Origin of the sequence: Sphingomonas jatrophae (assembly GCF_900113315.1) — a bacterium.
In the GTDB taxonomy this organism is placed as follows: Bacteria; Pseudomonadota; Alphaproteobacteria; order Sphingomonadales; family Sphingomonadaceae; genus Sphingomonas_P; species Sphingomonas_P jatrophae.
Genome location: NZ_FOZG01000003.1, coordinates 278061 through 300658, shown reverse-complemented (window position 1 = coordinate 300658; position 22598 = coordinate 278061). Strand labels below are relative to the sequence as shown.

At 67.8% G+C, this 22598-nt stretch carries 23 protein-coding genes; 18 read left to right on the top strand and 5 right to left on the bottom strand.

The window, feature by feature from the left end; all coding sequences use genetic code 11:
• Window positions 1–65: 65 nt before the first annotated feature.
• The 9 genes from BM360_RS17045 to BM360_RS17015 are packed head-to-tail and all read left to right on the top strand — an operon-like array spanning window position 66 to window position 8244.
• Entirely contained in the window at window positions 66–1691 is a 1626-nt protein-coding gene (locus BM360_RS17045) for a class I adenylate-forming enzyme family protein (RefSeq protein WP_093316404.1), read from the top strand.
• A complete protein-coding gene (locus BM360_RS17040) occupies window positions 1688–2485 on the top strand; it encodes an enoyl-CoA hydratase/isomerase family protein (RefSeq protein WP_165611348.1) in 798 nt (265 codons plus the stop codon). Before BM360_RS17045 ends, BM360_RS17040 begins: the two co-directional genes overlap by 4 nt.
• Window positions 2486–2489: 4 nt before the next feature.
• Complete coding sequence (locus BM360_RS17035; RefSeq protein ID WP_093316397.1) at window positions 2490–3647, top strand: thiolase C-terminal domain-containing protein; 1158 nt, start codon at window positions 2490–2492, stop codon at window positions 3645–3647.
• Window position 3648: 1 nt separating this feature from the next.
• Window positions 3649–4068: a Zn-ribbon domain-containing OB-fold protein gene (locus BM360_RS17030; RefSeq protein WP_093316394.1), complete on the top strand. Its 420-nt coding sequence runs from the start codon at window positions 3649–3651 to the stop codon at window positions 4066–4068.
• A 3-nt stretch (window positions 4069–4071) separates the two neighbouring features.
• Window positions 4072–5469 (top strand): phenylacetate--CoA ligase family protein, encoded by a 1398-nt coding sequence (locus BM360_RS19690; RefSeq protein WP_165611347.1) that lies wholly within the window; start codon window positions 4072–4074, stop codon window positions 5467–5469.
• A 14-nt stretch (window positions 5470–5483) separates the two neighbouring features.
• The gene (locus BM360_RS19685; RefSeq protein ID WP_165611346.1) at window positions 5484–5651 is read left to right on the top strand and encodes a hypothetical protein; all 168 of its coding nucleotides are present in this window, start codon (window positions 5484–5486) and stop codon (window positions 5649–5651) included.
• Window positions 5648–6421 carry an SDR family NAD(P)-dependent oxidoreductase gene (locus BM360_RS19680; RefSeq protein WP_165611345.1) on the top strand — a complete coding sequence of 258 codons (774 nt, stop codon included), beginning with the start codon at window positions 5648–5650 and terminating at the stop codon, window positions 6419–6421. The genes BM360_RS19685 and BM360_RS19680 overlap by 4 nt, the downstream gene beginning before the upstream one ends.
• A 15-nt stretch (window positions 6422–6436) precedes the next feature.
• Complete coding sequence (locus tag BM360_RS17020; RefSeq protein WP_093316389.1) at window positions 6437–7216, top strand: SDR family oxidoreductase; 780 nt, start codon at window positions 6437–6439, stop codon at window positions 7214–7216.
• Between the two features lie 23 nt (window positions 7217–7239).
• On the top strand, window positions 7240–8244 hold the full coding sequence (locus tag BM360_RS17015) for a Rieske 2Fe-2S domain-containing protein (RefSeq protein WP_093316386.1): 1005 nt from the start codon (window positions 7240–7242) through the stop codon (window positions 8242–8244).
• Between the two features lie 42 nt (window positions 8245–8286).
• On the opposite strand, the gene BM360_RS17010 is transcribed toward BM360_RS17015, so the two are convergent.
• Together BM360_RS17010 and BM360_RS17005 are read right to left on the bottom strand one after the other, a co-directional pair.
• On the bottom strand, window positions 8287–9045 hold the full coding sequence (locus tag BM360_RS17010) for an SDR family NAD(P)-dependent oxidoreductase (protein ID WP_165611344.1): 759 nt from the start codon (window positions 9043–9045) through the stop codon (window positions 8287–8289).
• A complete protein-coding gene (locus BM360_RS17005) occupies window positions 9042–10172 on the bottom strand; it encodes an LLM class flavin-dependent oxidoreductase (protein WP_093316381.1) in 1131 nt (376 codons plus the stop codon). Before BM360_RS17005 ends, BM360_RS17010 begins: the two co-directional genes overlap by 4 nt.
• Window positions 10173–10440: 268 nt before the next feature.
• Here BM360_RS17005 and BM360_RS17000 point away from each other — a divergent pair, with 268 nt between their 5' ends.
• Window positions 10441–12177 carry an N-acyl-D-amino-acid deacylase family protein gene (locus BM360_RS17000; RefSeq protein WP_093316379.1) on the top strand — a complete coding sequence of 579 codons (1737 nt, stop codon included), beginning with the start codon at window positions 10441–10443 and terminating at the stop codon, window positions 12175–12177.
• 13 nt (window positions 12178–12190) lie between these two features.
• A complete protein-coding gene (locus tag BM360_RS16995; protein ID WP_093316376.1) occupies window positions 12191–13054 on the top strand; it encodes a hypothetical protein in 864 nt (287 codons plus the stop codon).
• A gap of 45 nt (window positions 13055–13099) precedes the next feature.
• Here the strand turns inward: BM360_RS16995 and BM360_RS16990 are convergent, their stop codons facing one another.
• On the bottom strand, window positions 13100–14011 hold the full coding sequence (locus BM360_RS16990) for a dihydrodipicolinate synthase family protein (protein ID WP_093316374.1): 912 nt from the start codon (window positions 14009–14011) through the stop codon (window positions 13100–13102).
• Window positions 14012–14145: 134 nt separating this feature from the next.
• Between BM360_RS16990 and BM360_RS16985 the strand changes: the two genes are divergently transcribed.
• Window positions 14146–14925 (top strand): FadR/GntR family transcriptional regulator, encoded by a 780-nt coding sequence (locus BM360_RS16985; RefSeq protein ID WP_165611343.1) that lies wholly within the window; start codon window positions 14146–14148, stop codon window positions 14923–14925.
• Between the two features lie 7 nt (window positions 14926–14932).
• Here the strand turns inward: BM360_RS16985 and BM360_RS16980 are convergent, their stop codons facing one another.
• A complete protein-coding gene (locus tag BM360_RS16980) occupies window positions 14933–15508 on the bottom strand; it encodes a nitroreductase family protein (RefSeq protein WP_207544635.1) in 576 nt (191 codons plus the stop codon).
• A 156-nt stretch (window positions 15509–15664) separates the two neighbouring features.
• Here BM360_RS16980 and BM360_RS16975 point away from each other — a divergent pair, with 156 nt between their 5' ends.
• On the top strand, window positions 15665–15961 hold the full coding sequence (locus tag BM360_RS16975) for a hypothetical protein (RefSeq protein WP_093316369.1): 297 nt from the start codon (window positions 15665–15667) through the stop codon (window positions 15959–15961).
• Between the two features lie 4 nt (window positions 15962–15965).
• Window positions 15966–16970 carry a LysR family transcriptional regulator gene (locus BM360_RS16970; RefSeq protein ID WP_093316366.1) on the top strand — a complete coding sequence of 335 codons (1005 nt, stop codon included), beginning with the start codon at window positions 15966–15968 and terminating at the stop codon, window positions 16968–16970.
• Between the two features lie 24 nt (window positions 16971–16994).
• On the opposite strand, the gene BM360_RS16965 is transcribed toward BM360_RS16970, so the two are convergent.
• A complete protein-coding gene (locus BM360_RS16965; RefSeq protein ID WP_093316363.1) occupies window positions 16995–17909 on the bottom strand; it encodes an alpha/beta hydrolase in 915 nt (304 codons plus the stop codon).
• 166 nt (window positions 17910–18075) lie between these two features.
• Between BM360_RS16965 and BM360_RS16960 the strand changes: the two genes are divergently transcribed.
• Genes BM360_RS16960 through BM360_RS16945 form a run of 4 tightly spaced genes read left to right on the top strand, consistent with a single transcriptional unit; the run spans window position 18076 to window position 22505 of the window.
• Window positions 18076–18999, top strand: a complete 924-nt coding sequence (locus BM360_RS16960) for an SDR family NAD(P)-dependent oxidoreductase (protein WP_093316362.1) — start codon at window positions 18076–18078, stop codon at window positions 18997–18999.
• Window positions 18992–20044, top strand: coding sequence for a phosphotransferase (locus BM360_RS16955; RefSeq protein ID WP_093317388.1), 1053 nt, complete (start codon window positions 18992–18994; stop codon window positions 20042–20044). The genes BM360_RS16960 and BM360_RS16955 overlap by 8 nt, the downstream gene beginning before the upstream one ends.
• On the top strand, window positions 20044–21273 hold the full coding sequence (locus BM360_RS16950; RefSeq protein WP_093316360.1) for an acyl-CoA dehydrogenase family protein: 1230 nt from the start codon (window positions 20044–20046) through the stop codon (window positions 21271–21273). Before BM360_RS16955 ends, BM360_RS16950 begins: the two co-directional genes overlap by 1 nt.
• Window positions 21274–21323: 50 nt before the next feature.
• Complete coding sequence (locus tag BM360_RS16945; protein WP_093316359.1) at window positions 21324–22505, top strand: MFS transporter; 1182 nt, start codon at window positions 21324–21326, stop codon at window positions 22503–22505.
• Window positions 22506–22598 lie beyond the last annotated feature (93 nt).

Genomic DNA, 22598 nt, shown 5'->3' with positions numbered 1-22598 from the left:
CGTATATCGTATCGGCGAAATCGGACGGCGACGCTGAGCGACCGGTGCGTCGCGGAAGCGAAGCGATGAACGCGCACGATACCGCACGCAGCCTGCGCGCCGACCCCGACGCCGCGGTCCGCTATCGGGCGGCGGGCTGGTGGGGTGACCGCACGCTCTCCGATCATGTCGCTGCGCTCGCTGCCGACAGGCCCGATGCGCCCGCATGGATCACCCCTGACGGTCGCTATAGCTGGCGGCAATATGATCGCGCCGCCGCGCGGATCGCCGGCCTTATCGCCGCGCACGGTCTGCCGCATGGCGCACGCGTGGCGGTGCTGCTGCCGGACGGTCCCGCCGTCCATGCCGCGCTGCTCGGGGTCGAGCGGGCAGGAACGGTCGCGGTCGGCATCGGTGCGCGCGCCGGCCTGGCCGAAATTGCCCACCTGCTCAAACGGACGGGCGCCACCCTGCTCATTGCGCACGAGCGGATGCGCGAGCGCGCGCTGGACGAGCTGCTCGTCGCCCTCCGTGCGGACGGCGCGCCTGTGGAGAGCGTGCTCGCCGTGCCGGACCTGATCGCGGACCCGGCCTGGTGCGATGCGCCGCCGCCTGCGCACCCGGCGCTGCCGGCCGGCGACCCTGACGCGCTGTTCCTTATCAACTCCACCTCGGGCACCACCGGCATGCCCAAGTGCGTGATGCACACGCAGAACCGCTGGTTCTACTTCCACAGGCTCGCTGCCGAGGCAGGCCGGCTGGGTGCGGACGAAGTGTTCATGGGGGCCGTTCCGATGCCGTTCGGCTTCGGCCTGTGGACCTCGCACTTTTCGCCCGCCGTGCTCGGCTGCCCCACCGTGGTGTTGCCGAAATTCGATGCCGGCACTGCGCTTGACCTGATCGAGCGGGAGCGCGTGACCGTGCTGTGCTGCGTGTCGACGCAGTTCATCATGCTGCTGAACGAACAGGCCGAACGCCCGCGCGACCTTTCGTCTTTGCGCGCCATGTTCACCGGCGGCGAGGCGGTGCCTTATCGCCGCGCGGCCGAGTTCGAGGAGGTGACGGGCGCCGCCGTGCTGCAATTCTACGGCTCGAACGAAACCGGCGCACTCAGCCGCACGACGGCTGACGACACGCGCGAGCGGCGCCTGACAACCGCAGGACGCCTCATTCCCGAGATGGAAGTGCGGCTGTTCGATCCCGTGACGGGGGACGACGTGCAGGGCCGCGGCCAGCCCGCCTGCCGCGGTCCGGCGACGTGCCTCGGCTATTGGGACGATGACGCGGCGAACGCCCAGCTCTTCACCGCCGATGGCTGGATGCTGATGGGCGACATCGTCGAGGTGGATGCGGACGATTATCTCCGCGTCGTCGGCCGCACGTCCGAATTCATCATCCGTGGTGGCAAGAACCTGTCGGCGCCCGCCATCGAGGCGGAGGTGGCCACGCATCCCGCGGTCGCGCTGTGTGCCGCGGTGCCCGCGCCCGATCCGGTGTTCGGCGAGCGCGTCTGCATCTACGTCACGCCGCGGCCCAACCACGCACTGACGCTGGATGCGATCACGCAGCACCTGAGCGCACGCGGGGTCTCGCGCGAATGGTTTCCCGAGCGGCTCGTGCTGATGGAGGAACTGCCGCGCTCGTCGGGCGGCAAGGTCGCCAAGGGCGTGCTGACCGAGGACGCCAGGCAGCGCTGGGCGATGCCGGCATGAGCTACGAGAATCTCGTCCTCGCCTTCGACGGCTGCACCGCGCGCGTGACACTGGCGCGGCCCGACAAGCTCAACCCGCTCGACTGGTCGACCGTCAAGGAACTCAAGGCCGCCGTCGCCGAGATCGACGCGCGCGGCGACGTGGATTTCGTGCTGCTGACGGGGCAGGGGCGCAGCTTCTCCGCCGGCGGCGACCTCGACGGCTATATCCGCCTTTACCGCGCGCCTGCCGACTTCCAGGCCTTCCTCGACGATTTCTACGACATGCTGACCGGCATCGAGAAATCGCGCGCCATCTGGATCGCGGCGGTGAACGGCGTCTGCGTCGCCGGCGGGATCGAACTGCTGCTCGCCTGCGACATGGCGCTGGCGGCCGAAAGCGCGAAGATCGGTGACGGGCACCTCAATTTCGGCCAGCTGCCCGGCGCCGGCGGGTCGCAGCGTCTGCCGCGCGCGATCGGCCTGCTCCGCGCCAAGCATCTGATGCTGACGGGCGAGCTGCTCGACGCGCGCACGGCAGAGGCGTGGGGGCTCGTGACGCGGGTCGTGCCCGACGCCGAGCTGATCGCGTCCGCCGAGGCGTGGATCGCGGGCATGGCGACCAAGAGCGCCGTCGGCCTCGCCGGGGCCAAGCGGCTCGCCAATCTCACGCTGAACCTGCCCTATGAGGAGGGGCTGCGTGAGGAGATCGCCTTCGTCCACCGCTACGCCACGACGGAGCCCGACGCCACCGAGGGCCTGATCGCCTTCAAGGAAAAACGCGCACCCCGCTTCGGCGCGGCCAGGGAAGACTGAGACCATGTACAAGTTGCGCGACAAATATGCGATCGCCGGTATTGGCACGACCGATTACACCAAGTTTTCGGGCCGCACGGTGCGCAGCCTCGCAACCGAGGCCTGCCTGAAGGCGATTGCCGATGCGGGGCTGAGCGTCGGCGATATCGACGGCATCGTCAGCTTTAACTTCAACGATAGCGCGCCAGCCATCGGCGTCGCCACCGAGATGGGCATCGAGAATGCCGGCTATGCGGTGGATTATGCCGCGGGCGGCAATGGTGCCAACCTGATCACGCTCGCCGCCGCCGCGGCGATCGAGGCGGGGCTGGCCGAGACGGTGGTCTGCTTCCGCGCGATGAACGGGCGCTCGGGCTTCCGCCTCGGCGGCGGGCGCGATCTCTCCGCCTACGGCGTCACGCAATATACCGCGCCGCTCGGCTGGATCACCTATCCGCAGGCGATGGCGATGTGGGCGCGCCGCCACATGATCGATTACGGCACCACCGCCGAACATTGGGCGGAGATCGCCACCACCTTCCGCGACAATGCGGCGATCAATCCGCGCGCGATGCAGCGCACGCCGATGAGCAAGGACGATTATTTCAACTCGCGCTTCATCGTCGATCCGTTCCGCATGTACGACATCTGCCTGGAAAGCGACGGCGCGTGCGCGGTCGTCGTCACCTCGGCGGAGCGCGCGCGCGATCTGCGGCACAAGCCCGTCTACATCATGGGCGGCGCGTATGGCGGCGGGCCGACGCAGGGCGATGATCTGTTCGACGCGATCCGCTGGCCCAGCCACTCGCACAATTGCTTCAAATATCTCGCCGACGATCTGTGGAACAGCGCAGGCGTGGGGCCGCAGGATGTCGACGTGGCCGAGATCTACGACTGCTTCACCTACAGCGTGCTGATGGCGCTGGAGGGGCTCGGCTTCTGCAAGGAAGGCGAGGGCGGCCCGTTCGTGATGGATGGTCGTATCGCGCGCACCGGCGCGCTGCCGCTCAACACGCATGGTGGCCTGCTGTCCGAGGCGTACATCCACGGCTTCAACCATGTCATAGAGGCGGTCGAGCAGCTGCGCGGTCATTCGGGCGAGCGCCAGATCGAGGGCGCGGAGATCGCCCTCACCACCGCCGGCGCGATGACCTGCGGCAGCGCCATGATCCTGAGGAACTGACATGACCGACACCGCTTATGCCAAGCCGCTGCCGGTGCCCGATCCGGAGAGCACGCCCTTCTGGGACGGGATGCGCGAGGGACGGCTGATGCTGCAACGCTGCGGCGCCGACGGCCCGTGGCTGTTCCCGCCCGTCACCTTCTGCCCCGGTTCGCTCGATCGCCCGGAATGGGCGGAGGCGAGCGGCCGCGGCAGCGTGTTCAGCTGGATCGTCGTGCGCCACCCCGTGCCGCGCGATATCTATGCGGGCGAGGTGCCCTATGTCGTCGCGATCGTCGAACTGGCCGAAGGCTGCCGCATGACGGGCAACATCGTCGATTGCGCGCCCGAGGACGTGACTGCAGGCATGGCGGTCGAGATCCTGTTCAACCGGGTGACCGAGGCGATTACTTTGCCCGCCTTCCGGCCCGCGCGGGGCTGAGCGGTGGGGGCGCTCGCCGATCCGTTCGCCGCGTCGCCGCTGCTGCGGCGTTTAGCCGGCATCGACCGTGCCGGGTTAGAGGCACACCAGCTGCGGCGCGTGCAGGCCCTGTGCGAGCGGCTCTATGCCAAGAGCGCCTTCTACCGCGCGAAGATGGACGCAGCGGGCCTGGCGGGCGGCACGATCGACAGCCTCGATCGCTTCACCAAGGCCTTCCCCACCTCCGCCAAGGCCGACTTCCTTGCCGACCAGAAGGAGGCGCCGCCGTTCGGCACCCGGCTCGGCGTGGATCGGTCCGAGGTCGTCCATATCAGCATGACGAGCGGCACGTCCGGCCAGGGGCAGGAGATTTACGGCCGCACCCAGCGCGATCTGCACATGCTCGGCTATCTCCACGCATTGCCCTGGTTCATGGCGGGGCTGCGGCAGGGCGATACGGCGATCAACTGCGTGCCCGCCGGCGGCATGACCACAGGCGGCTGGGGGCCGGGCGAGGCGATCCGCATCCTCGGGGCGACCGGCTTCCACGTCGGCGGTGCGACCTCCACCGAGTCGAAGATCGACCTGATGCTGAAGCTCGGCGGCATCCAGTTCATCTACGCCTCGACCAACTATCTCCACACGCTGACCGAGGCGCTGCTCGCCCGAGGCATCGTGCCGCGCGAGGCCTTTCCCGACATGCACGGCCTGTTCATCGCGGCGGAGGGCTACCCGCTCGAATGGGCGGCCAAGATCGAGGAGCATTGGGGCTGCCGGCTGCAGGAAGGCTATGGCAGCACGCAGCTGAACGGCTTCGGCGGATCGACCGCGGCCGCCGGTGTCGTCGGTCAGAATGGCGCACGCGGCCTGATCCGGCTGTTCGAATGGGAGCATCTGATCGAGATCGTCGATCCGGTGAGCGGGCTCCCGGTCGCGCCCGGCGAGGTCGGCGAGATGGTCGTCACCAACCTGTCGGTCGAGGGCAGCCCCGCCGTCCGCTTCCGCACCGGCGATGCCGCGCGGCTGGTGCCGTGGCAGGCATGCGGCGGCGGCGCGTGGAATGCGATCGAGTGCGGCACGATCGGCCGCTTCGACGACATGATGAAGATACGCGGCAACAATATCTGGCCGTCCATGTTCGACGCCGCCGTCTTCGCGCATCCCGAAATCGGCGAATATAAAGGCCGCGTTTTCACGCGCGACGGCAAGACCGAGGTCGAGGTGCGGATCGCCGTGGCGGATCACCAGACGGGCCTGTCGGACGAGGAGCGCGCGCGGCTGGTCGGCTCCGTCCGCAGCGCGATCAAGGAACGCAGCAACATGTGGGTCGACGTGCTCGAAGTGCCGCGCACCGACTTCCAGGGCTTCGCCTACAAGGCGCGTCGCTGGGTGGACGAGCGGCAGGACGGCTACCGGCTCTAGGGAGGGGATCGGGTATGACCGACACGGAGGACGAAGGCGCGCTCCTGGCCGAGATGCTGGCGCTGGCCGATCGGCTGGCGATGAGCGGGGACGCGCTGCTGGCAGGCCAATATGGCTATCTGCGCGCCCGCATCGCCGCCTTGATCGAACTGCGCAGCTTCGGCGAGGCCGCGGCGGCGTGAGCACCGGCATCGCCCGGTTCGCGCTCGATGGGCAGGTCGCGATCGTCACCGGCGGCGGTGGCGGGCTCGGCTCGGCGGGCGCTACCGCGCTGGCCGAAGCGGGCGCCGACGTGGCTCTGGTCGCGCGCAACCGCATCAAGCTGGAGGATGCCGCCCGTGCGGTCGAAGCTGCCGGCCGCCGCGCGCTGATCGTCGAGGCCGATGTCGCGGATGCCGAGGCGATGGTCGCGGCGGTCGAAGCGGTTGAGCACGCGTTCGGGCGCGTCGACATCCTGTTCAACAATGCCGGCATCACCGATCCGCAAACGGTGCTGGATATCGCGCCCGAACAGTTCCTGCGCATCCTCGAGGTCAACGTCGCGGGCGCCTTCCACGCGATCCGCGCGGTTGCGCGGCCGATGATCGCGCGTGGCTATGGCCGCATCGTCAACATGGGCTCGATCCTGTCCGGGCGCGGCATGGCCAATCGTGCGGCCTATTGCGCGTCCAAGGCCGGGCTCGCCAATCTGGGTGCGGCCTGCGCGTTCGAGTTCGGCGCGCACGGCATCACCGTCAACACGCTCGGCGCGACCGTCATCGTCACCGATCTCAATCGGGAACTCGTCCGCACGCAGCCGGCGCTCTACGCCAAGGTGGTCGAGCGCACGCCGCTCGGCCGGCTGGGCGAGATCGAGGATCTGATGGGCGCGCTCCTCTTCCTCGCCTCGCCGGCTGCGCGCTTCGTCACCGGGCAGACCCTGTTCGTCGACGGCGGCTACACGGCGGGCTGACCGTCAGGAGACTGTATGTCGCGCCTTTCCCAATTGTTCGACCTGACCGGCAGGACCGCGCTCGTCACCGGCGGCTCGCGCGGGCTCGGCCTCGCCATGGCCGAGGCGCTCGGTGAATTTGGCGCGCGGCTGATCCTCACGGCGCGTAAGCAGGCCGAGCTGGACGAGGCGGTGGCGCATCTGACCGGCCTCGGCATGGAGGCGACCGCGATCGCGGCCGACGTCGGCAAGCCGGATGCGGCGGCCGCGATCGTCGATCAGGTGCGGCAGGCGGGCGGGCGCGTGGACATCCTCATTAACAATGCCGGCACGTCATGGGGCTCGAAGACGGAGGAGATGCCGCTCGACGCCTGGAACAAGCTGATGGCGGTGAACCTCACCGGCCCCTTCCTGATGGCCCAGGCGGTCGCGCGCGAATGGATGATCCCCGCGGGCTGGGGGCGGATCATCAACATCGCTTCGGTCGAGGGGCTGCTCGGCCACCATCCGCGGATGATCGGCACCATCGCCTATAATAGCAGCAAGGGCGGCCTGATCAATTTCACGCGTGCGCTCGCGGCCGAGTGGGGGGCGCTCGGCATCACCGTCAATGCGCTGGCGCCCGGCTATTTCCCGTCCAGGCTCACCGGCTACGTCATCGACAAGCATGGCGACGACCTGCGCGCCGATACGCCGCGCGGGCAGCTGGGCACGGACGACGATCTCAAGGGCGCGGTGCTGCTGATGGCGACGGACGCCGGCGCGCACATCACCGGCCAGGTGCTGGCGGTGGACGGCGGCGCGTCGATCATCTGAGACGAGCAGGGGAGAGGACAGACATGAACGCCATCAGCAGGTTCGGCACCAAATATCCGTTCCATCCCTATCCGACGGGCTGGTTCGCCGTCGGCTTCACCGACGATCTCGCGCCCAAGAGCGTGAAGCCGCTGCGCTATTTCGGGCAGGATCTCGTCCTGTTCCGCACCGAGAGCGGCCAGACCGTCGTCACCGATGCGCACTGCCCGCATCTCGGCGCGCATCTCGGTTATGACAGCTGGGTCGAAGGCGAGACGATCGTCTGCCCGTTCCACCAATGGCGCTACGACACGGCGGGCAAGTGCGTCCACGTTCCCTTCGTCAAGGCCATCCCGCCACGCGCCAAGGTGCGGACGTGGCCGACGGCCGAACGCGGCGGCATGATCTTCGTGTGGCACGATCTCGCGGGCGCACCGCCGCAGTGGGAGCTGCCCGCTTATGACGAGCGCCGCCGCGTGCCCGGCGCGGGCTTCCGCAAGCTGCATGACGATTTCGGCGCGGCGCACCCGCAGGACGTGTTCGAGAACGGCGTCGATTTCGCGCACTTTCCGGGTGTGCACTCGACCGGGCGTGCGGTCTCGGGGGGCGATCTGCGCATCGAGGGCCATCGCTTCCACAGCCCCGTGCGCATCCTGCCGGCCGATTATGACGGGCCGATCGAGGGCGTGGACATTGGCTCCACCGTCGCATCGGAAGTTGTCGGCGGCGGGCTGTCCCGCGTGGAGAGCCGCACGCCGCATGCACCGGGCCTGACCACCATCTATTACGTGTCGGTCACGCCGGTCGATCAGGATCTCAGCCATTACTATGTCCATCAGTTCTTCCTGAAGGACGATGATTGCCCGATGAGCGACGAAGCCATTGCGCGCTTCACCCAGCTCGCCGCCGAGCATGGCGAGAAGGAACAGCATAGCGACGGCAAGATCTGGCCGCACAAGGCCTATGTCGCGCAGCCGATGCTGACGGCAGCCGATGGCCCGATCCTGAAATATCGCGAATGGTACGCCCAGTTCCATCCCGCCGTCTGAGATGGGGTACGACGCCGGCGTGCTCGTCACGCCGGCAGCGGGTCAGGACTGCGCCACCTCGTCCAGCACGCGGTCGAAGCGTTGGCGGAACCGCTCGACATAGGCGGGGTGGGTCAGGATCTTGGCCTGCCCGGCCACCGCGCCCTCGAACGCGAGCGCCGCGGCCACATCCGGCGTGATCGAATCCGCCGGTGCTGCCCGATCCGGATCGGTGGCGGCAAAGATGCGCGTCGCGACCGCGCCCGGCATCAGCAGCGATACTCCGACCGCGCTCTCCGCCAGCTCGTCCGCCAGCGCCTCCGCCACTGGCCACAAGGCATGTTTGGTGGCGCAATAGGCCGTCAGGTTCGCACCCGGCAGCATCGACCCTGTCGATCCCGTGATGACGATCTGCGCCGCCTCCGCGCGCGCGACCATTGCGGGGGCGAAGGCCTGCACCGTTGCGATCGTGCCGACCACGTTGACGTCGAGCATAAGCCGCCACTCCGCGACGGGCATCGCCAGCAGCGAGCCGGTATGCAGAATGCCGGCATTGGCGAACAGCAGCGCGACGCCGGGGAGGGAGCCCGCTACCGCCTCGGCGAAGCTCACCATTGCGGCCGCATCGATGACGTCCAGCTGCCGCACTATGTGCGACCCGCCTATGTCCGCCAGCGCAGCCTCCAGCCGCGCCAGCCCGCCGGCATCGCGGTCGCACGCCGCCACCGCCATGCCCGCGCGGGCGGCGTGGAGTGCCAGCGCGAAGCCGATGCCTGATGCCGCGCCGGTGACGACAGCCGTGCGCCCGGCGGTCTCGATCACCGGAAGTGCGGGATGACGTGCGTGCCGATCTTGCGCAGCGTTTCCAGCTGCGCCCACTGCGGCACCGTGCCCATGTTGGTCATGAACAGGATCTCGTCCGCCCCAGCCTCGGCCAGCTGCGTCACGTAATCGATACAGTCGGCGACGCTGCCATAGGCGTTCTTGGCGCTGAGGATGCCCGAGCTCGGCCGGCGTCCGCCTTCGTCTGGGCGCAGGTCCATCGTGATCGTCTCGGAGGCGAGCTTGGTGGTGATGATCGTGTCGGTCCCTTCCTCCACCAGCTCATCGCCCCACGTCTTCGGGTCGGGCTTAGGGCCGCCGCCATACCAATAGTTCAGCGATTCATAGAAGTAACGCTGCCCGCGGATGCCGATGCGGCGCGCCTGCTCGGGATCGTCGAGGACGATCGTCGGGCACAGCGCGGCGAGATGCTGGTTGGGGCGGTAGCCCACCTGATCGGCCGGATCGCGCCGCGCCCAGGCATCGCGGTAGATCTGGTTCTTCTTGGCGACCTCCTCCGGCCCGCCGAAGCCCAGCACCAGCGCGCCGAGGCCGCGCTCGCCCGCGCGCTCCAGCGTGCCGAGATTGGTGCAGGCCATATACATTGGCGGGTGCGGATCCTGGTACGGCTTGGGATGGATCGGCCGCGGCGGCACGGTCAGAAGCGGCCCGTTATGCTCGACCTCCTCCTCCACGAACATCTTGGGGATGAGGTACATCGCCTCGTCGATCAGCGGCTGCAATTCCTTCAGGTCGTAGCCATAAGCGCCCGCTTCCTGCTGGCTACCGCCCTTGCCGATGCCGAAATGAACGCGCCCCTTGGAAAGCAGGTCAAGCGTTGCGACACGCTCGGCTACCTTGATCGGGTGGTTCATCGCGGGCATCAGGCAGACGACACCGTGGCCGATGCCGATGCGGTTGGTCTTCCCCGCGATGAAGGCGAGGAACGTCTCCGGCGCGCTCATGTGCGCATAGTGGGTGAGCGAGGTGTGCTCCACGCTCCAGACGATATCGAAGCCGAGCTGCTCGGCGAGCAGCGCCTGCTCGACAAGCTCGTCGAACACCTGCTGTTCGCCGCGACGGGATGCATCTTCGATCTGCGCCTCGAAGATCAGGGAAAATCGCATTGGGTGCTCTCGCTTCCGTAACTGCCGGGCAGGGTCGACGGAACGAGCGATGCTTTCAAATGCCGTTTGGCGGCGCGATCGTTAGCCGGCGGGCATCGCTGGCCGGCGATGCCCACAGCGGGCGTGCCCGATCACCGAACGGCAATAGAGCCGCGCGCTCCGCCGCCTTAAGTCTGCTTGGATTTGATGCGTGGCAGCCAACCGCCCAAGCTTGCAATGTTAGAAAGCTTGTGGTCGTCTGCCGCCAAAGGACACCGGGGAGAGCGGCGTGACAGATATTCTCATCCAGCGCGGAACGGTCGTCGACGGCACCGGCGCACCCGCTTTCATCGGCGACGTGCGCGTGCGTGGCGGCGTGATCGCAGAGATCGGCAAGGACCTTGCCGCGGCAGCAGGTGAGCGTGTCGTCGATGCGACCGGGTGCATCGTCTCCCCCGGCTTCATCGAGCCGCATACCCACATGGATGCGGTGATGTGGTGGGAACCGGGGCTCGATCCGCTGCCCGGCTATGGCGTCACCACGATCGTCATCGGCAATTGCGGTTTCACCGCGGCGCCGGTCCATGACGATCCCGAGGTCCGCATGGAGATGGTCAAGATCTTCTCCTTCTTCGAGGAAGTGGCCGAAAAGCCTTTCCTTGAGAAGCTGCCATGGGATTGGCGCACCTGGTCCGAATATCGCGCGTCGATGGCGGCCAAGTGCAAGGTGTCGACCAACGTCGCGGGCTATGCCGGGCACATCGCCATCCGCCTTGCCGTGATGGGCATGGATGCCTGGACGCGCACGGCCACGCCCGACGAGATCCGCCGCATGTGCGTGCTACTGGAGGATGCGATCGATGCGGGCGCGCTCGGCATGTCGTCCAACCTGATGGACCATGACAGCAAGGATCGCGCGGTCCCTAGCCTCGTCGCCGACGATGCCGAATGGTCGGCGCTGATCGGCGTGCTGGCGAGCCGCCCGGGCAGCCAGCTCCAGGTCATTCTCGACACCTTCTTCCGCCTGAAGGCACCCGAACAGATGGAGCGTCTCGGCAATCTCTGCCGCGATCGCAACGTCCGTGTGCAGATGGCGGGGGCGGGCGGCCTGCTCCGCTTCCAGGACGATATCCGCGACAAGATGTGGAAGATCACGGCGAAGCAGAAGGAAGAGGGCCTCGATTTCTGGCCGAGCTTCGCGCACGTGCCGCCGACCACCGCGCTCAACTTCTTTTCATCCTCGTCCTTCGCGCAGGCCAACGAATATGTCTGGCACGAAGTCGTCCAGGCGCCGACCGCCGAGGAGAAGCTGGCGCTCCTCAACGATCCCGATTTCCGCGCCCGCGCGCGCGACAGCTGGGACAACAAGGCGTTCCGCCAGTCGCTCGTCGCCAATCCTCACATGATGCTGCTGATGGATTCGGAGACGGGCGCCGGCCCGCTCGATCTTAACCTGAAGGAACTGGCCGAGCAGCGCGGCGTCCATCCGTCGGACGCGCTGGCGGACTGGGTCATCGCCAACGGCGTCAACTCGATCGTCAGCCGCGTGCCGCACCCGATGGCCTATGAGCAGACCGTGGAGATGCTGAAGGACAAGCAGACCGTCGCCAACATCTCGGATGCCGGGGCGCACGGCCAGATGCTGTGCGGCGGCGGCGAAAATATCCTGCTGCTCACCACCTACATGAAGAACAAGGATCTGACGCTGGAAGAGGCGATTCACGTCCAGACGGGCAAGCAGGCGGGTCATTTCAACTTCGGCGATCGCGGCGTGCTCAAGGTCGGCTACCGTGCGGATATCGCCGTGTTCAACCTCGACGAGATCGAGCCGCGGCCGCTGAAGCGCGTGTTCGACGTGCCGGACGGCAAGGGCGGCTTCACGTGGCGCTTCACCCGCGATGCCGCGCCGATGCGGCTGACGCTGGTCAACGGCGTGCCCACGTTCGAGGGCGGCGCTTTCACCGGTGCCCTGCCCGGCGAGTTCATCGGGCCGGTGCTCGCCAAGGTCGAAACGGCGGCAGCCTGAGGGAGCAAGGACGATGAACGAAGACGATCTTCCCTATCTCCAGCGCGGTCGCAAGACGATCGAGACGCCCAGCAGCGTCCTCATTAGCTCATCCAAATATCTCAACGATGCGCGCATCCGCGAATGGGTCGTCACGCAATCGCTCCGCCGCAACGGGCGCGATTATCCGCCGACCTTCGGCATCCCGCCGCTGATCGAGGCGGTGCGCGCGGTGCAGGATCATGGCCGCATCGAGCAATTGTTCGACGAGGCCCGGCGGGACTGGCCCGAATTCGATCGCTGGCTGGACGAGCGCTGGCTGTCGCGGCTGACGCGCGAGGACATGAAGTCCTGCCCCGAAGGATCTGTCGGCGGCATCTGGTACAAGCAGCTCGTTGGCGCGGGGATGGAAGTCGATATCATTCCCAGCTTCGAGCCGCGATCAGGCTTTGAATATTTCTTCCTGCGCGGCGTGCAGATCCACGACATCATGCACATCCTGAGCGGCGGCGGCTTCGATGCGCTGGGCGAGATCATGCCCGCGTTTCTCAAATACGGGAATCTGTTCCGTCACTTCACGCCAGAACTGGCGGGCCTGCTCAACGTCCAGAACACGCTGCTGACCATCCCGATGTTCATGCGCGGACCGCTCCATTATCCGGAGCTGTTCGTTCAGATGTGGGATCTGGCGCATTACGCGATGAAGGTCGGGCAGGATTCCGACGCGCTGTTCCTGCCGCGCTACGAGGAATGGCTTGATCTGCCGCTGGAGGAAGCTCGTCGCAAGTTCGGCGTCCGGGGCGCGCGCACGATCGATACGTCGCGCGAATCCGCTTATTACAACGAACATACCCCCACGCTCGAACCAGCCCCCGCTCTGCCCGTCGCGGCGGAGTGACGGCTTCGGCCAGCGGTGGGCGCCACCCGCCGCTGGCCTTTTGCCTCACCAGCCTTCGATGTCCGCGATCCCGAGTTCCTCGACGACCGCCTTCGCCCTCGCCAGTGCGTCTGCCTCGGCCGGCAGGCGCGGTGCGCGCGGCACGCCGCCGGCCAGCCCGTAAAGGCCGAGCAGCGCCTTGGTGACGCGGATCCCGCCATTGCCGTAGAGCGCCATAAACAGGCGCATCAGCTTGCCCCACCGTTCGAGAAACGCGACATTGTCGCCCGCCTTTGCCGCCGCGATCACGCTCATGCACAGCTTCGGCGCGATATTTCCTTCCGAAGTCAGGAAGCCGTGCCCGCCGAGCGCCAGAGCGAGCGGCGCCTGATGGGGCCCGCCGACGCAGATGTCGATCCGGTCTCCCAATGCATCCACCAGCGTCCGCAAGTAACCCGGATCCTGGTGGCTGACATTCAGCCCGATCAGGTGATCGTGCCGCGCGAACAGGTCGATGATCACCTGCGCGGGGATGACGTAGCCGACCGACTGGTGGGTCGAGAACACGGCCGGTAGCCGGCTGTTCGACAGGACTTCGCTGAAATAGGCGTCCAGTTCGCGCGGGGTCGGCATATGGCCATGTCCGACGTCCAGTGAATAGACCTGCGCCGCATCGACGCCGGCGGCTTCCGCCATGTCGAGAAAGGCGTTCATCTGCCCGGCGGTGCGCGGTTCCACCCCCATGGCGCGGACCGGCACGCGGCCCTTCAGTTCCTCGACTGCGATGCGAAGCAGCCGGTCCGTTTCCTGCTGGGTCAGCGTATAGCCCTCGCCGCTGCCGCCCCCGCCGACATAGACGCCGATCCCGGCATCGCCCAATTTGCGCAGGTGACGGCGCAATCCTGCCTCGTCGATCGCGCCGTCTTCGGCAAAGGGCGTGATGCTGATCGTGAAGCACTGAAAGCGATTGGTGGTCATGCTCTCTCCTCGGTGCGTCTTGCGTGCGCGTCTTGCTTGCAAAGATCGGGTGCTGGCTTATGGCGGCAGGCCGGAATGCGCTGGAGCGGTGCGATGAATCTGCAGTGGGCGATGCGAGCGCCGTATCCGAACGCATGAGCGCGCCTTTGCCCAAGCGCCGCCTGCGTCAGCCGCGCGTCGCCGAGATCGTTGCGTCCAGCCTGCGCTCGCGCATCCTCTCGGGCCAGCTTGGCGACGGTGATCTGCTGCCGAAGCAGGAGGAATTGCTCTCCGAATTTGGTGTAAGCCCGCCCGCAATTCGCGAGGCGTTCCGCATCCTCGAAACCGAGGGACTGATCACCGTCATCCGCGGCAATGTCGGCGGGGCGGTGGTCCATGTGCCGCATTCGGGCACCGCCGCCTACATGCTCGGCCTCGTCTTGGAATCGCGCGGCGTGTCGCTGGCCGACCTGATCGACGGGATGCGCACGCTGGAGCCGGCCTGCGCCGCGGAGGCTGCGCAGCGGCCCGATCGTGGCACCACCGTGCTGCCGCGGCTGCGCGCCAATATCGACGCGAGCATGGCCGCGATCGACGATCCCAAGACCTTCATCAGCCTGGCGCGCGCCTTCCACACCGAACTCGTCAATCACTGCGGCAACGAGACGATGAGCCTGGTGGTCGGCGCGCTGGAGAAATTGTGGACCGCGCAAGTCGATCTGCTCGCGCTCAATCCGTCGGTCCATGGCACCTTCTCCGACCGCGCGGTGCGCCTGTCGCTCGCGCACGAGCATGAGCGCATCTATCGCGCGATCGAGGAGGGCGACGCTCAGAGCGCCGAGCGCGCGATCCGGGAGCATTATTCCGGAGGTGGCGAGCGGCGTCACGGCTTCGACACGAGCATCACGATCAAGGCCGACACGCTGCGCGCCTGAGCCGGCGTCACATGGCCAGCCAGCGCGCGACGTCGCTCGCCGCGGCGCGGGGGCGCGGCGGTGCAGGCTCCGCGATGCTGCCGACCAGCACGACGCCTGCCACTTTCTCGCCTTCGGCCAGGCCCAGCAGCGCGGTGGCCTGCGCGTCATAGGCATGCCACCCCGTCAGCCAATTGGCCCCGTAGCCGAGGGCATGCGCGCCGTTCAGCAGGTTCATGCAGACGGCGCCTGCGGACAGCCACTGCTCCCATTCGGGCACCTTGTGTCCGGGCAGGGGCTTGGACACGACGACGACTACCAGCGGTGCGCTCGTCAGCTTGCGCGTGCTGACGCGCGTCTTGCCCGCGTCCTCCCGCGTCTCGACGATCTGCATCAGCCGCTCGACCCAGCGCTGCTTGGCCTCGCCCGCGATCAGCACGAGGCGCCACGGCGTCAGACGGCCATGGTCGGGCACACGCAGCGCGATTTCGACCAACCTGTCGATCTCGGCGGCGCTCGGGCCGGGGGCGACCAGCGCGTCGGGTTGAGTTGAGCGCCGCAACGCGAGGCTGTCGGCAGCGGAGCCGGTGATGGTGCTCGTCAACTATTCCTCCCTCTCACCGCAACCTCATAACTAACAATCTTTAACAGTAAAGAGTGCGAGCCATGCTCGCGGAGCGATCTCCGAAATTGACAAGGCTGCGCTCGCCGCTATCATTTACAGGATAGAAGGGCAGAAGCCCTGGTCGGGGAGAGTGTGATGGCGGCGATGCCGATGCGTTTCGCGGACGTGCGTCTGGGACAGACCGTGCACCTCGAGCAGGTCGCCGGTATGCCGCTTGCAGATCGCCTGTGCGAGATGGTCCGCCGCTGGTCGGGCACGGAAGCCGCTTCGCTCGTCTGGATGCAGCTCGGCGACGACGATCTCGATCCCGAGGAGCTCGCTTCGCACGTCATGGCGCGGCATGTGGACGGCAGCAATCGCGCCGACGTCGAGGTGGTGATGCGCGGCCGCGGCGTCGCGGGCCGGGCCGTGGTCCGCGTCGAGCTGGTCTGACGGCATGGCCCGCACCGCGTCGGTCGCCGAACTGCCCGCCCGCGACAAGGTTCGGGCGGCCTCGCTCATGCCCGCCGTCCCGCGCGAAGTGGCGACATTGCGCACCCTGCGCATCGCCAAGCATTTCCCGTTCTTTCTTGCCGTCGCCGAGGAGCAGAACCTCCACCGCGCGGCCGAGCGGCTCAATATCGCGCAGTCCGCGCTCTCGCGGCGCATTGCCGATCTCGAACGCGAGCTTGGCGGTGTCGAGCTGTTCGAGCGGCAGGCCCGCGGCGTCGCGATCACGCGCGTCGGCCAGGTGCTGGCGCAGGATGTGCGGCGCATCCTCATGTCGATCGAGGATGCGCGCCGCAACGTGCGCCTGATCGCCGATGGCGATCGCGGCACGCTGCGCGTCGCCTTCTCCGAGGCGATGCTGCGCCGGCCGGTCCTCCCGGTCGTGCTGCGCGAGTTCCGCGCGCTTTATCCCTCGGTCGAGCTGCGCGCCTTTCCGCTCACGTCGGATGCCCAGCGCAGCCGCTTGCTCGCCGACGAAGTGGACGTCGCCTTCGTCATCGACGAGGCCGGCGATGCCGACCAGTTCGAGCGGCTTGCCGTGGGGCAGGATCGCTTCCAGCTCGTCCTCCCCGAGGATCATCCGCTCGCCGCCAAGCCTTCGGTCCAGCTTCACGAAATCGCCGGCGAGGCATTGCTCTGGCCTGCGCGGCACATCTCGCCGCGCCTGTTCGATCGCATGATGGGCGCATTCGATGCGCGCGGCGTGTCGCCCAACATCGCGGTCGAAGTGGCGGCGGTGGACATCGCCTACGAACTGGTCGGCGCGCGCATCGGGCTCGGCGTCGTCACCGCCGCCCGCTCCGACCGCACGCCGCCGGGCGTGGTGCTGCGCGAGCTTTCGGATCTCGATATCGTGCTGCCGATCAGCATGTTGTGGCCGAAGGGCAGCAATTCGCCGCTGATCGCCCGCTTCACCGAACTCGTCCGCCACCTCCTCAACGACGAGCATTGATCCGACTGAGCAACCCGGCGCCGCTCAGGCGAGCCGCGCCCGGATCAGCCCGCCAACCGCTTCCACCTCCGCATTGGCCGCGGTCAGCAGGTCGACCAGCGTGCAGAAGCCGTGCGCCATGCCCGGATGCTCGCGCAGGATCACCGCATTGCCCGCCGCCCCCAGCGCCTCGGCATAAGCGACACCCTCGTCGCGCAACGGATCGCAGCCCGCAACGACGAGGATGGAGGCGGGCAGGCCGGCAAGGTCGGGCGCCGCTAGCGGGGCGGCTTCCGGATGATCGCGCATGGCCTGCGGCACATGCTGGTCCCAGAACCAGCGCATGTCGTCACCTGAGATCAGATACTCGCCGCCGCCATAACGGTGGTAGGAGCCACGCGAGAAATCGGGCGACAGCACCGGATAGAGCAGCACCTGCAGGTCGATGCGCGGACCGCCACGATCGCGGGCCCGCAGCGCCAGAGCGGCGGCGAGATTGCCGCCCGCACTGTCGCCCATCACTGCCAGCGTCCTCCCATCGGCAACGGCCGTCAGCGCCGCCCAAGCGTCGTCCAGCGGGGCTGGGAAGGGATGCTCGGGTGCCAGCCGGTAATCGACCGACACCACCTCCGCGCCCGTCGCCTGTGCCAGCAGGCGGCAGACGGGATCAAACCCCTCCAGCGTGCCGAAGACCCAGCCGCCGCCATGGCAATAGAGGATGCGGCCCGTGGGCGCGCTATCATGCGCGATATAGCGGCGGATCGGCACGGCCCCGCGCGGACCCATGACGGTCTCGTCACGCTCCACCTGCATGGCCGGGCCCCGACGCGGCGGCAATGCCGACTGTGCGGCCGCAAAGCCGCGCCGCGCATCCTCCGGCGTGCCCTGCGCGAAGCCCGGCAGCCCCAGCGCGTTGCGCCGGTCGAGGATCGCCTTCATCTCGGGATCGATCGTTTCCATCGCCGAGGATGCTTCCTCCGGCGGTGCATCCGCGCAAATGCCCGATTGCGATGCCTTCGATCCGGGATCGATATTCGACGCTCGCGCCCTTGCCCGGCACAACCCGCCGGATAACAGAACGGCCTGAATGGCTGCCAAGGCGGTGAGAAGAAGGGGGACTGCGGACATGGCGATCGACTTGGGCGGTCGCGTCGCGATCGTAACCGGCGCGGGCGGGGGCCTCGGCCGGGCGCATGCCTTGCTGCTGGCACGCCGCGGCGCGAAGGTCGTCGTCAACGATCTCGGCGGCGCGCGCGACGGCAGCGGCAACAGCCTGACGATGGCGCAGGCGGTGGTGGACGAGATCCGCGCCGCCGGCGGGACGGCAATGGCCGACGGCGCCAGCGTCACCGATCCCGATCAGGTCGCCGTGATGGTCGATCGCACGCTGGCCGAGTGGGGCCGGATCGACATTCTCGTCAACAATGCCGGCATCCTGCGCGACCGCACCTTTGCCAAGCAGGACCTCGCCGACATGCGCGCGGTGATCGAGGTCCACCTGATTGGTTCGATCACCTGCACGAAGGCGGTGTGGAGCGTGATGGCGGCGCAGGGCCACGGCCGGGTCATGTTCACCACCTCATCGTCGGGTCTGTGGGGCAATTTCGGCCAGTCGCAATATGGTGCGGCCAAGCTCGGCCTCGTCGGGCTGATGAAGACGCTGGCGCAGGAGGGGCGCAAGCACGGCATCCACGTCAACTGCCTCGCCCCCTCGGCCGCGACGCGGATGACGGCCGACATCATGGCGGAAGATGCGCTCGCCGGCCTCGATCCCGCCGCCGTCTCCCCCGCCATGCTCGCGCTCGTGTGCGACGATGCGCCGACCGGCACGATCCTCTGCGCGGGCGCCGGCAGTGTCGAGGCGGCGCATATCACGCTGACCAAGGGCCTCTATGTCGGCACGGGCGACGATGCCGCCGAGCGCGTGCTCGCCGGGCTCGACCGCATCACCGCGCGCGACGGCGAGATGTTGCCGACGACGGGCATGGAGCAGCCGGCCTACGAATTGTCGCGCATCCCTGCGCGCGATGTGGCGCTGGCCGATGGCTGACGCCCTCGTCACAGTTCGGGAGGCGCACCGCTTCGACGAGGCGGCGCTGGCCAGCTGGATGCGCGACCATGTCGAGGATTTCGCCGGGCCGCTCACGGTCGAGCAGTTCGCCGGCGGCCAGTCCAACCCGACCTATCGCCTGCGCACGCCGGCACGCGATTATGTGCTGCGTCGCAAGCCGCCGGGCGCGCTGCTCAAGGGTGCGCATGCGGTGGACCGCGAATATCGCGTGATCACCGCGCTCGGCAGCGCCGGCTTCCCCGTGCCGCATGCTTATGCGCTGTGCGAGGATGATGCCGTCATCGGCACCGCCTTCTACGTCATGGAGATGGTGGCGGGCCGCACCTTTTGGAACACCGCCTTTCCCGACGTGCCGACAGCGGAGCGCGCCGCATATTTCGATGCGATGAACGCCACCATCGCGGCGCTGCACAGGCTCGATCCTGCATCGGTCGGCCTTGGCGATTACGGACGCCCCGGCAACTACTTCCAGCGCCAGATCGCGCGCTGGTCCCGGCAATATCTCGACGACGAGATTGCCGGCCGTGTTCCGGCGCTCGACGCGCTCGTCGAATGGCTCCCCGCCAACATCCCGCCGGGTGAGGAGACCAGCCTGGTCCACGGCGATTTCCGCTGCGACAATCTCCTCTTCCACCCAAGCGAGCCGCGCGTCGTCGCAGTGCTGGATTGGGAGCTGTCGACGCTCGGCCATCCGCTGGCCGACTTCGCCTATCACCTGATGGTCTACCGCATGCCGCCGGGTTTCTCGACCGGGCTGGCCGGGCTTGATCTGCCCGCGCTGAACATCCCGAGCGAGGCCGATTATGTCGCGGCCTATTGCCGCCGCACCGGGCGCGACGGGATCGAGCGGCTCGACTTCCATCTCGCCTTCAGCCTGTTCCGGCTGGCGGCGATCATCCACGGCATCAAGGGCCGCCTGATCCGCGGCACCGCCTCGTCCGCCAATGCGGCGGCAGCGGTGGAGCAGTTGGAGCGGGTCGCAGAGCTGGCGCTCGCGCAGACCCGGCATCGCGGAGAGAGCTGATGGATTTCGACTACAGCGCCCGTCAAATCGAATGGCGTGACCGCGTCCGCGCCTTCATGTCCGCGCATGTCGCGCCTGCGCAGGGCCGCTACAAGCAGGAGCTTGCCGAGGGCCAGACGCGCTGGCGCGTCCTCCCGGTGATCGAGGAGCTGAAGGCCAGGGCCCGCGAGGCCGGGCTGTGGAACCTGTTCCTGCCGCCATCGCCGCACGATGCGGGCGACTATCGCGGCGCCGGCCTCACTAATCTCGAATATGCGCCCTGCGCCGAGGAGATGGGCCGCATTCCCTGGGCATCGGAAGTGTTCAACTGCTCGGCCCCCGATACCGGCAACATGGAGGTGCTGCATCGCTACGGCACCGAGGAGCAGAAGACGCGCTGGCTGAAGCCGCTGATGGCGGGCGAGATCCGCTCCGCCTTCGCCATGACCGAGCCTGCCGTCGCGAGTTCGGACGCGACCAACATCGAGACCAGCATCGTCCGAGACGGCGACGATTATGTCGTCAACGGCCGCAAATGGTGGATTTCCGGTGCGGGCGATCCGCGCTGCAAGCTGCTCATCCTGCTCGGCCAGACCAATCCCGAGGCGGAGCGCCATGCCCGCCAGAGCCAGCTGCTCGTGCCTGTCGAGACGCCCGGCGTCATCATCGGCCGCTGGCTGCCCGTCTTCGGTTATGACGATGCGCCGCACGGCCATTGCGAGGTAATCTTCGAGGATGCGCGCGTCCCTGTCGCGAATATCGTGCTCGGTGAAGGCCGCGGCTTCGAGGTCGCGCAGGGGCGCCTGGGGCCCGGCCGCATCCACCATTGCATGCGCACCATCGGTCTGGCTGAAATGGCGCTCGACGCCATGGTCTCCCGCCTGCTGACGCGCGAGGCCTTCGGCAAACGCATCGCCGACCAGTCGATCTGGGAACAGCGCGTCGCCGAGGCGCGCACCGACATCGAGATGACGCGCCTGCTCTGCCTCAAGGCCGCGGACATGATGGACAAGGTCGGCAACAAGGTCGCACAGGCGGAGATCGCGATGATCAAGGTCGCGGGGCCGCGCATCGCGCTCAAGGTCATCGACGATGCCATCCAGGCGCATGGCGGCGGCGGCGTGTGCGACGATTTCGCGCTCGCCTCGGCCTATGCGCTGGCCCGCTCGCTCCGCCTCGCGGACGGGCCGGACGAGGTCCACAACCGCGCCATCGCACGGATCGAATATCGCAAGCACAAGGCCCGCTGACCGCGACCACGCGGCGGCCCACGGCTGAGGAACACCGGGGGAGGGGGGAGATGGACGCAGCAGCGCCGCATGCCGTCGTCGGGGTGCCGCCTGGGTGGCGCGGGCGCGTCGCAAGGGCGTCGCTGCTCGGCGCCTCGCCGCTCATGGCGCTGATGTTCGCCGCGCTCGGCCCGGTGGTCCCCACCATCGCCGATCATTTCGGCGGCCGCACCGGCGGTGCCTTCGCCGCGCAGATGATCCTCACCATGCCGGCGATCGGGGTGATCCTCGGCGGCATTGCGGGCGGTTTTTCGGTCGAGCGGTTCGGGCCGCGGCCGGTGCTGATCGCCGCGCTCACCGCCTACGGCCTGCTCGGCGTGAGCGGCTTCGTCATCGAGAGCCTGCCGCTGCTGCTCGCCACGCGGCTGCTGCTCGGCTTCTGCGTCGCGCAGGTCGGCACCGCCATCGGCGTGGTCGTCGGCGGCTGGTACGAAGGCGTCGCCCGCGCGAAGCTGCTCGGCTATCAGAGCGCCGTCGCCGGCGTCTTCGCCGTCTCGGGCCTGATCCTGTCGGGCCTGCTCGCCGAGGTGGGCGGCTGGCGCGCGCCGTTCCTGCTCTATCTCCTCGCCTTCGCCATCCTCGCGCTTGCCGTGACCCTGCCGCGCGACGTTGCGCGGACCGTGCGGGCAGGGGCCCGGCCGTCGCTCCGCCCGCTGACACGGCTGTGGCCCGTCTATGCCCTCGCGATGTTCCTGTTCGTCAATTATTTCATGACGTCGATCCAGCTCTCCTTCCTGCTGGCCGAGGATGGCGTAAAAAGTGCGCTTGCCCGCTCGCTGGTGATCGCGACGGGCGTGCTGGCCGGCGGCATCTGCGGCGGTTTCTATGGGCGCTTCTACGCGCGCCTGGGGGAGCGCGGCACGCAGATCCTGCTCACTTTGATGATGGCGGCGGGGCTGGCGCTGATCGGCTTTTCGGGATCGCTCGTCGGGCAGGCGGTCGGCGCGGCGCTGTCGGGCGGCGGCGGCGGCATGATCCCGCCGCACATCAGCGGCATCCTGCTGAACCGCGTTCCCGCCGAGTTGCGCGCGCGCGCCGTCGGGCTGGAGTTCACCGTCCTCTACATCGCCGACTTCCTCAATCCGCTGGTGATGACGCCGCTGCGCGCCGCGGTGGGCACGCACAACGCCTTCATCGTTGCTGCCTTGGCATTGCTCGCCGCGGCAGGCGTGATGCTGTTGCGCAAGCGGTAAAACTGTCGCTAGTCTCTAACCTATAAGACTTAGCAAAGATAAAGATCGGCTGAGTCGAAGAAGAGGGGATGACTTCGGATGCGTCGCGCAGAA

Bases quoted from the DNA above. Each gene is read 5' to 3' on its own strand.
- BM360_RS16985 (WP_165611343.1), top strand. From the start codon at position 14,146: ATGAGCGCGCCTTTGCCCAAGCGCCGCCTGCGTCAGCCGCGCGTCGCC.
- BM360_RS16975 (WP_093316369.1), top strand. From the start codon at position 15,665: ATGGCGGCGATGCCGATGCGTTTCGCGGACGTGCGTCTGGGACAGACC.
- BM360_RS16945 (WP_093316359.1), top strand. From the start codon at position 21,324: ATGGACGCAGCAGCGCCGCATGCCGTCGTCGGGGTGCCGCCTGGGTGG.
- BM360_RS17030 (WP_093316394.1), top strand. From the start codon at position 3,649: ATGACCGACACCGCTTATGCCAAGCCGCTGCCGGTGCCCGATCCGGAG.
- BM360_RS17045 (WP_093316404.1), top strand. From the start codon at position 66: ATGAACGCGCACGATACCGCACGCAGCCTGCGCGCCGACCCCGACGCC.
- BM360_RS16955 (WP_093317388.1), top strand. From the start codon at position 18,992: ATGGCTGACGCCCTCGTCACAGTTCGGGAGGCGCACCGCTTCGACGAG.
- BM360_RS17020 (WP_093316389.1), top strand. From the start codon at position 6,437: ATGTCGCGCCTTTCCCAATTGTTCGACCTGACCGGCAGGACCGCGCTC.
- BM360_RS17005 (WP_093316381.1), bottom strand. From the start codon at position 10,172: ATGCGATTTTCCCTGATCTTCGAGGCGCAGATCGAAGATGCATCCCGT.
- BM360_RS16970 (WP_093316366.1), top strand. From the start codon at position 15,966: ATGGCCCGCACCGCGTCGGTCGCCGAACTGCCCGCCCGCGACAAGGTT.
- BM360_RS19685 (WP_165611346.1), top strand. From the start codon at position 5,484: ATGACCGACACGGAGGACGAAGGCGCGCTCCTGGCCGAGATGCTGGCG.
- BM360_RS16950 (WP_093316360.1), top strand. From the start codon at position 20,044: ATGGATTTCGACTACAGCGCCCGTCAAATCGAATGGCGTGACCGCGTC.
- BM360_RS16965 (WP_093316363.1), bottom strand. From the start codon at position 17,909: ATGGAAACGATCGATCCCGAGATGAAGGCGATCCTCGACCGGCGCAAC.
- BM360_RS16990 (WP_093316374.1), bottom strand. From the start codon at position 14,011: ATGACCACCAATCGCTTTCAGTGCTTCACGATCAGCATCACGCCCTTT.
- BM360_RS16960 (WP_093316362.1), top strand. From the start codon at position 18,076: ATGGCGATCGACTTGGGCGGTCGCGTCGCGATCGTAACCGGCGCGGGC.
- BM360_RS17035 (WP_093316397.1), top strand. From the start codon at position 2,490: ATGTACAAGTTGCGCGACAAATATGCGATCGCCGGTATTGGCACGACC.
- BM360_RS16995 (WP_093316376.1), top strand. From the start codon at position 12,191: ATGAACGAAGACGATCTTCCCTATCTCCAGCGCGGTCGCAAGACGATC.
- BM360_RS17015 (WP_093316386.1), top strand. From the start codon at position 7,240: ATGAACGCCATCAGCAGGTTCGGCACCAAATATCCGTTCCATCCCTAT.
- BM360_RS17040 (WP_165611348.1), top strand. From the start codon at position 1,688: ATGAGCTACGAGAATCTCGTCCTCGCCTTCGACGGCTGCACCGCGCGC.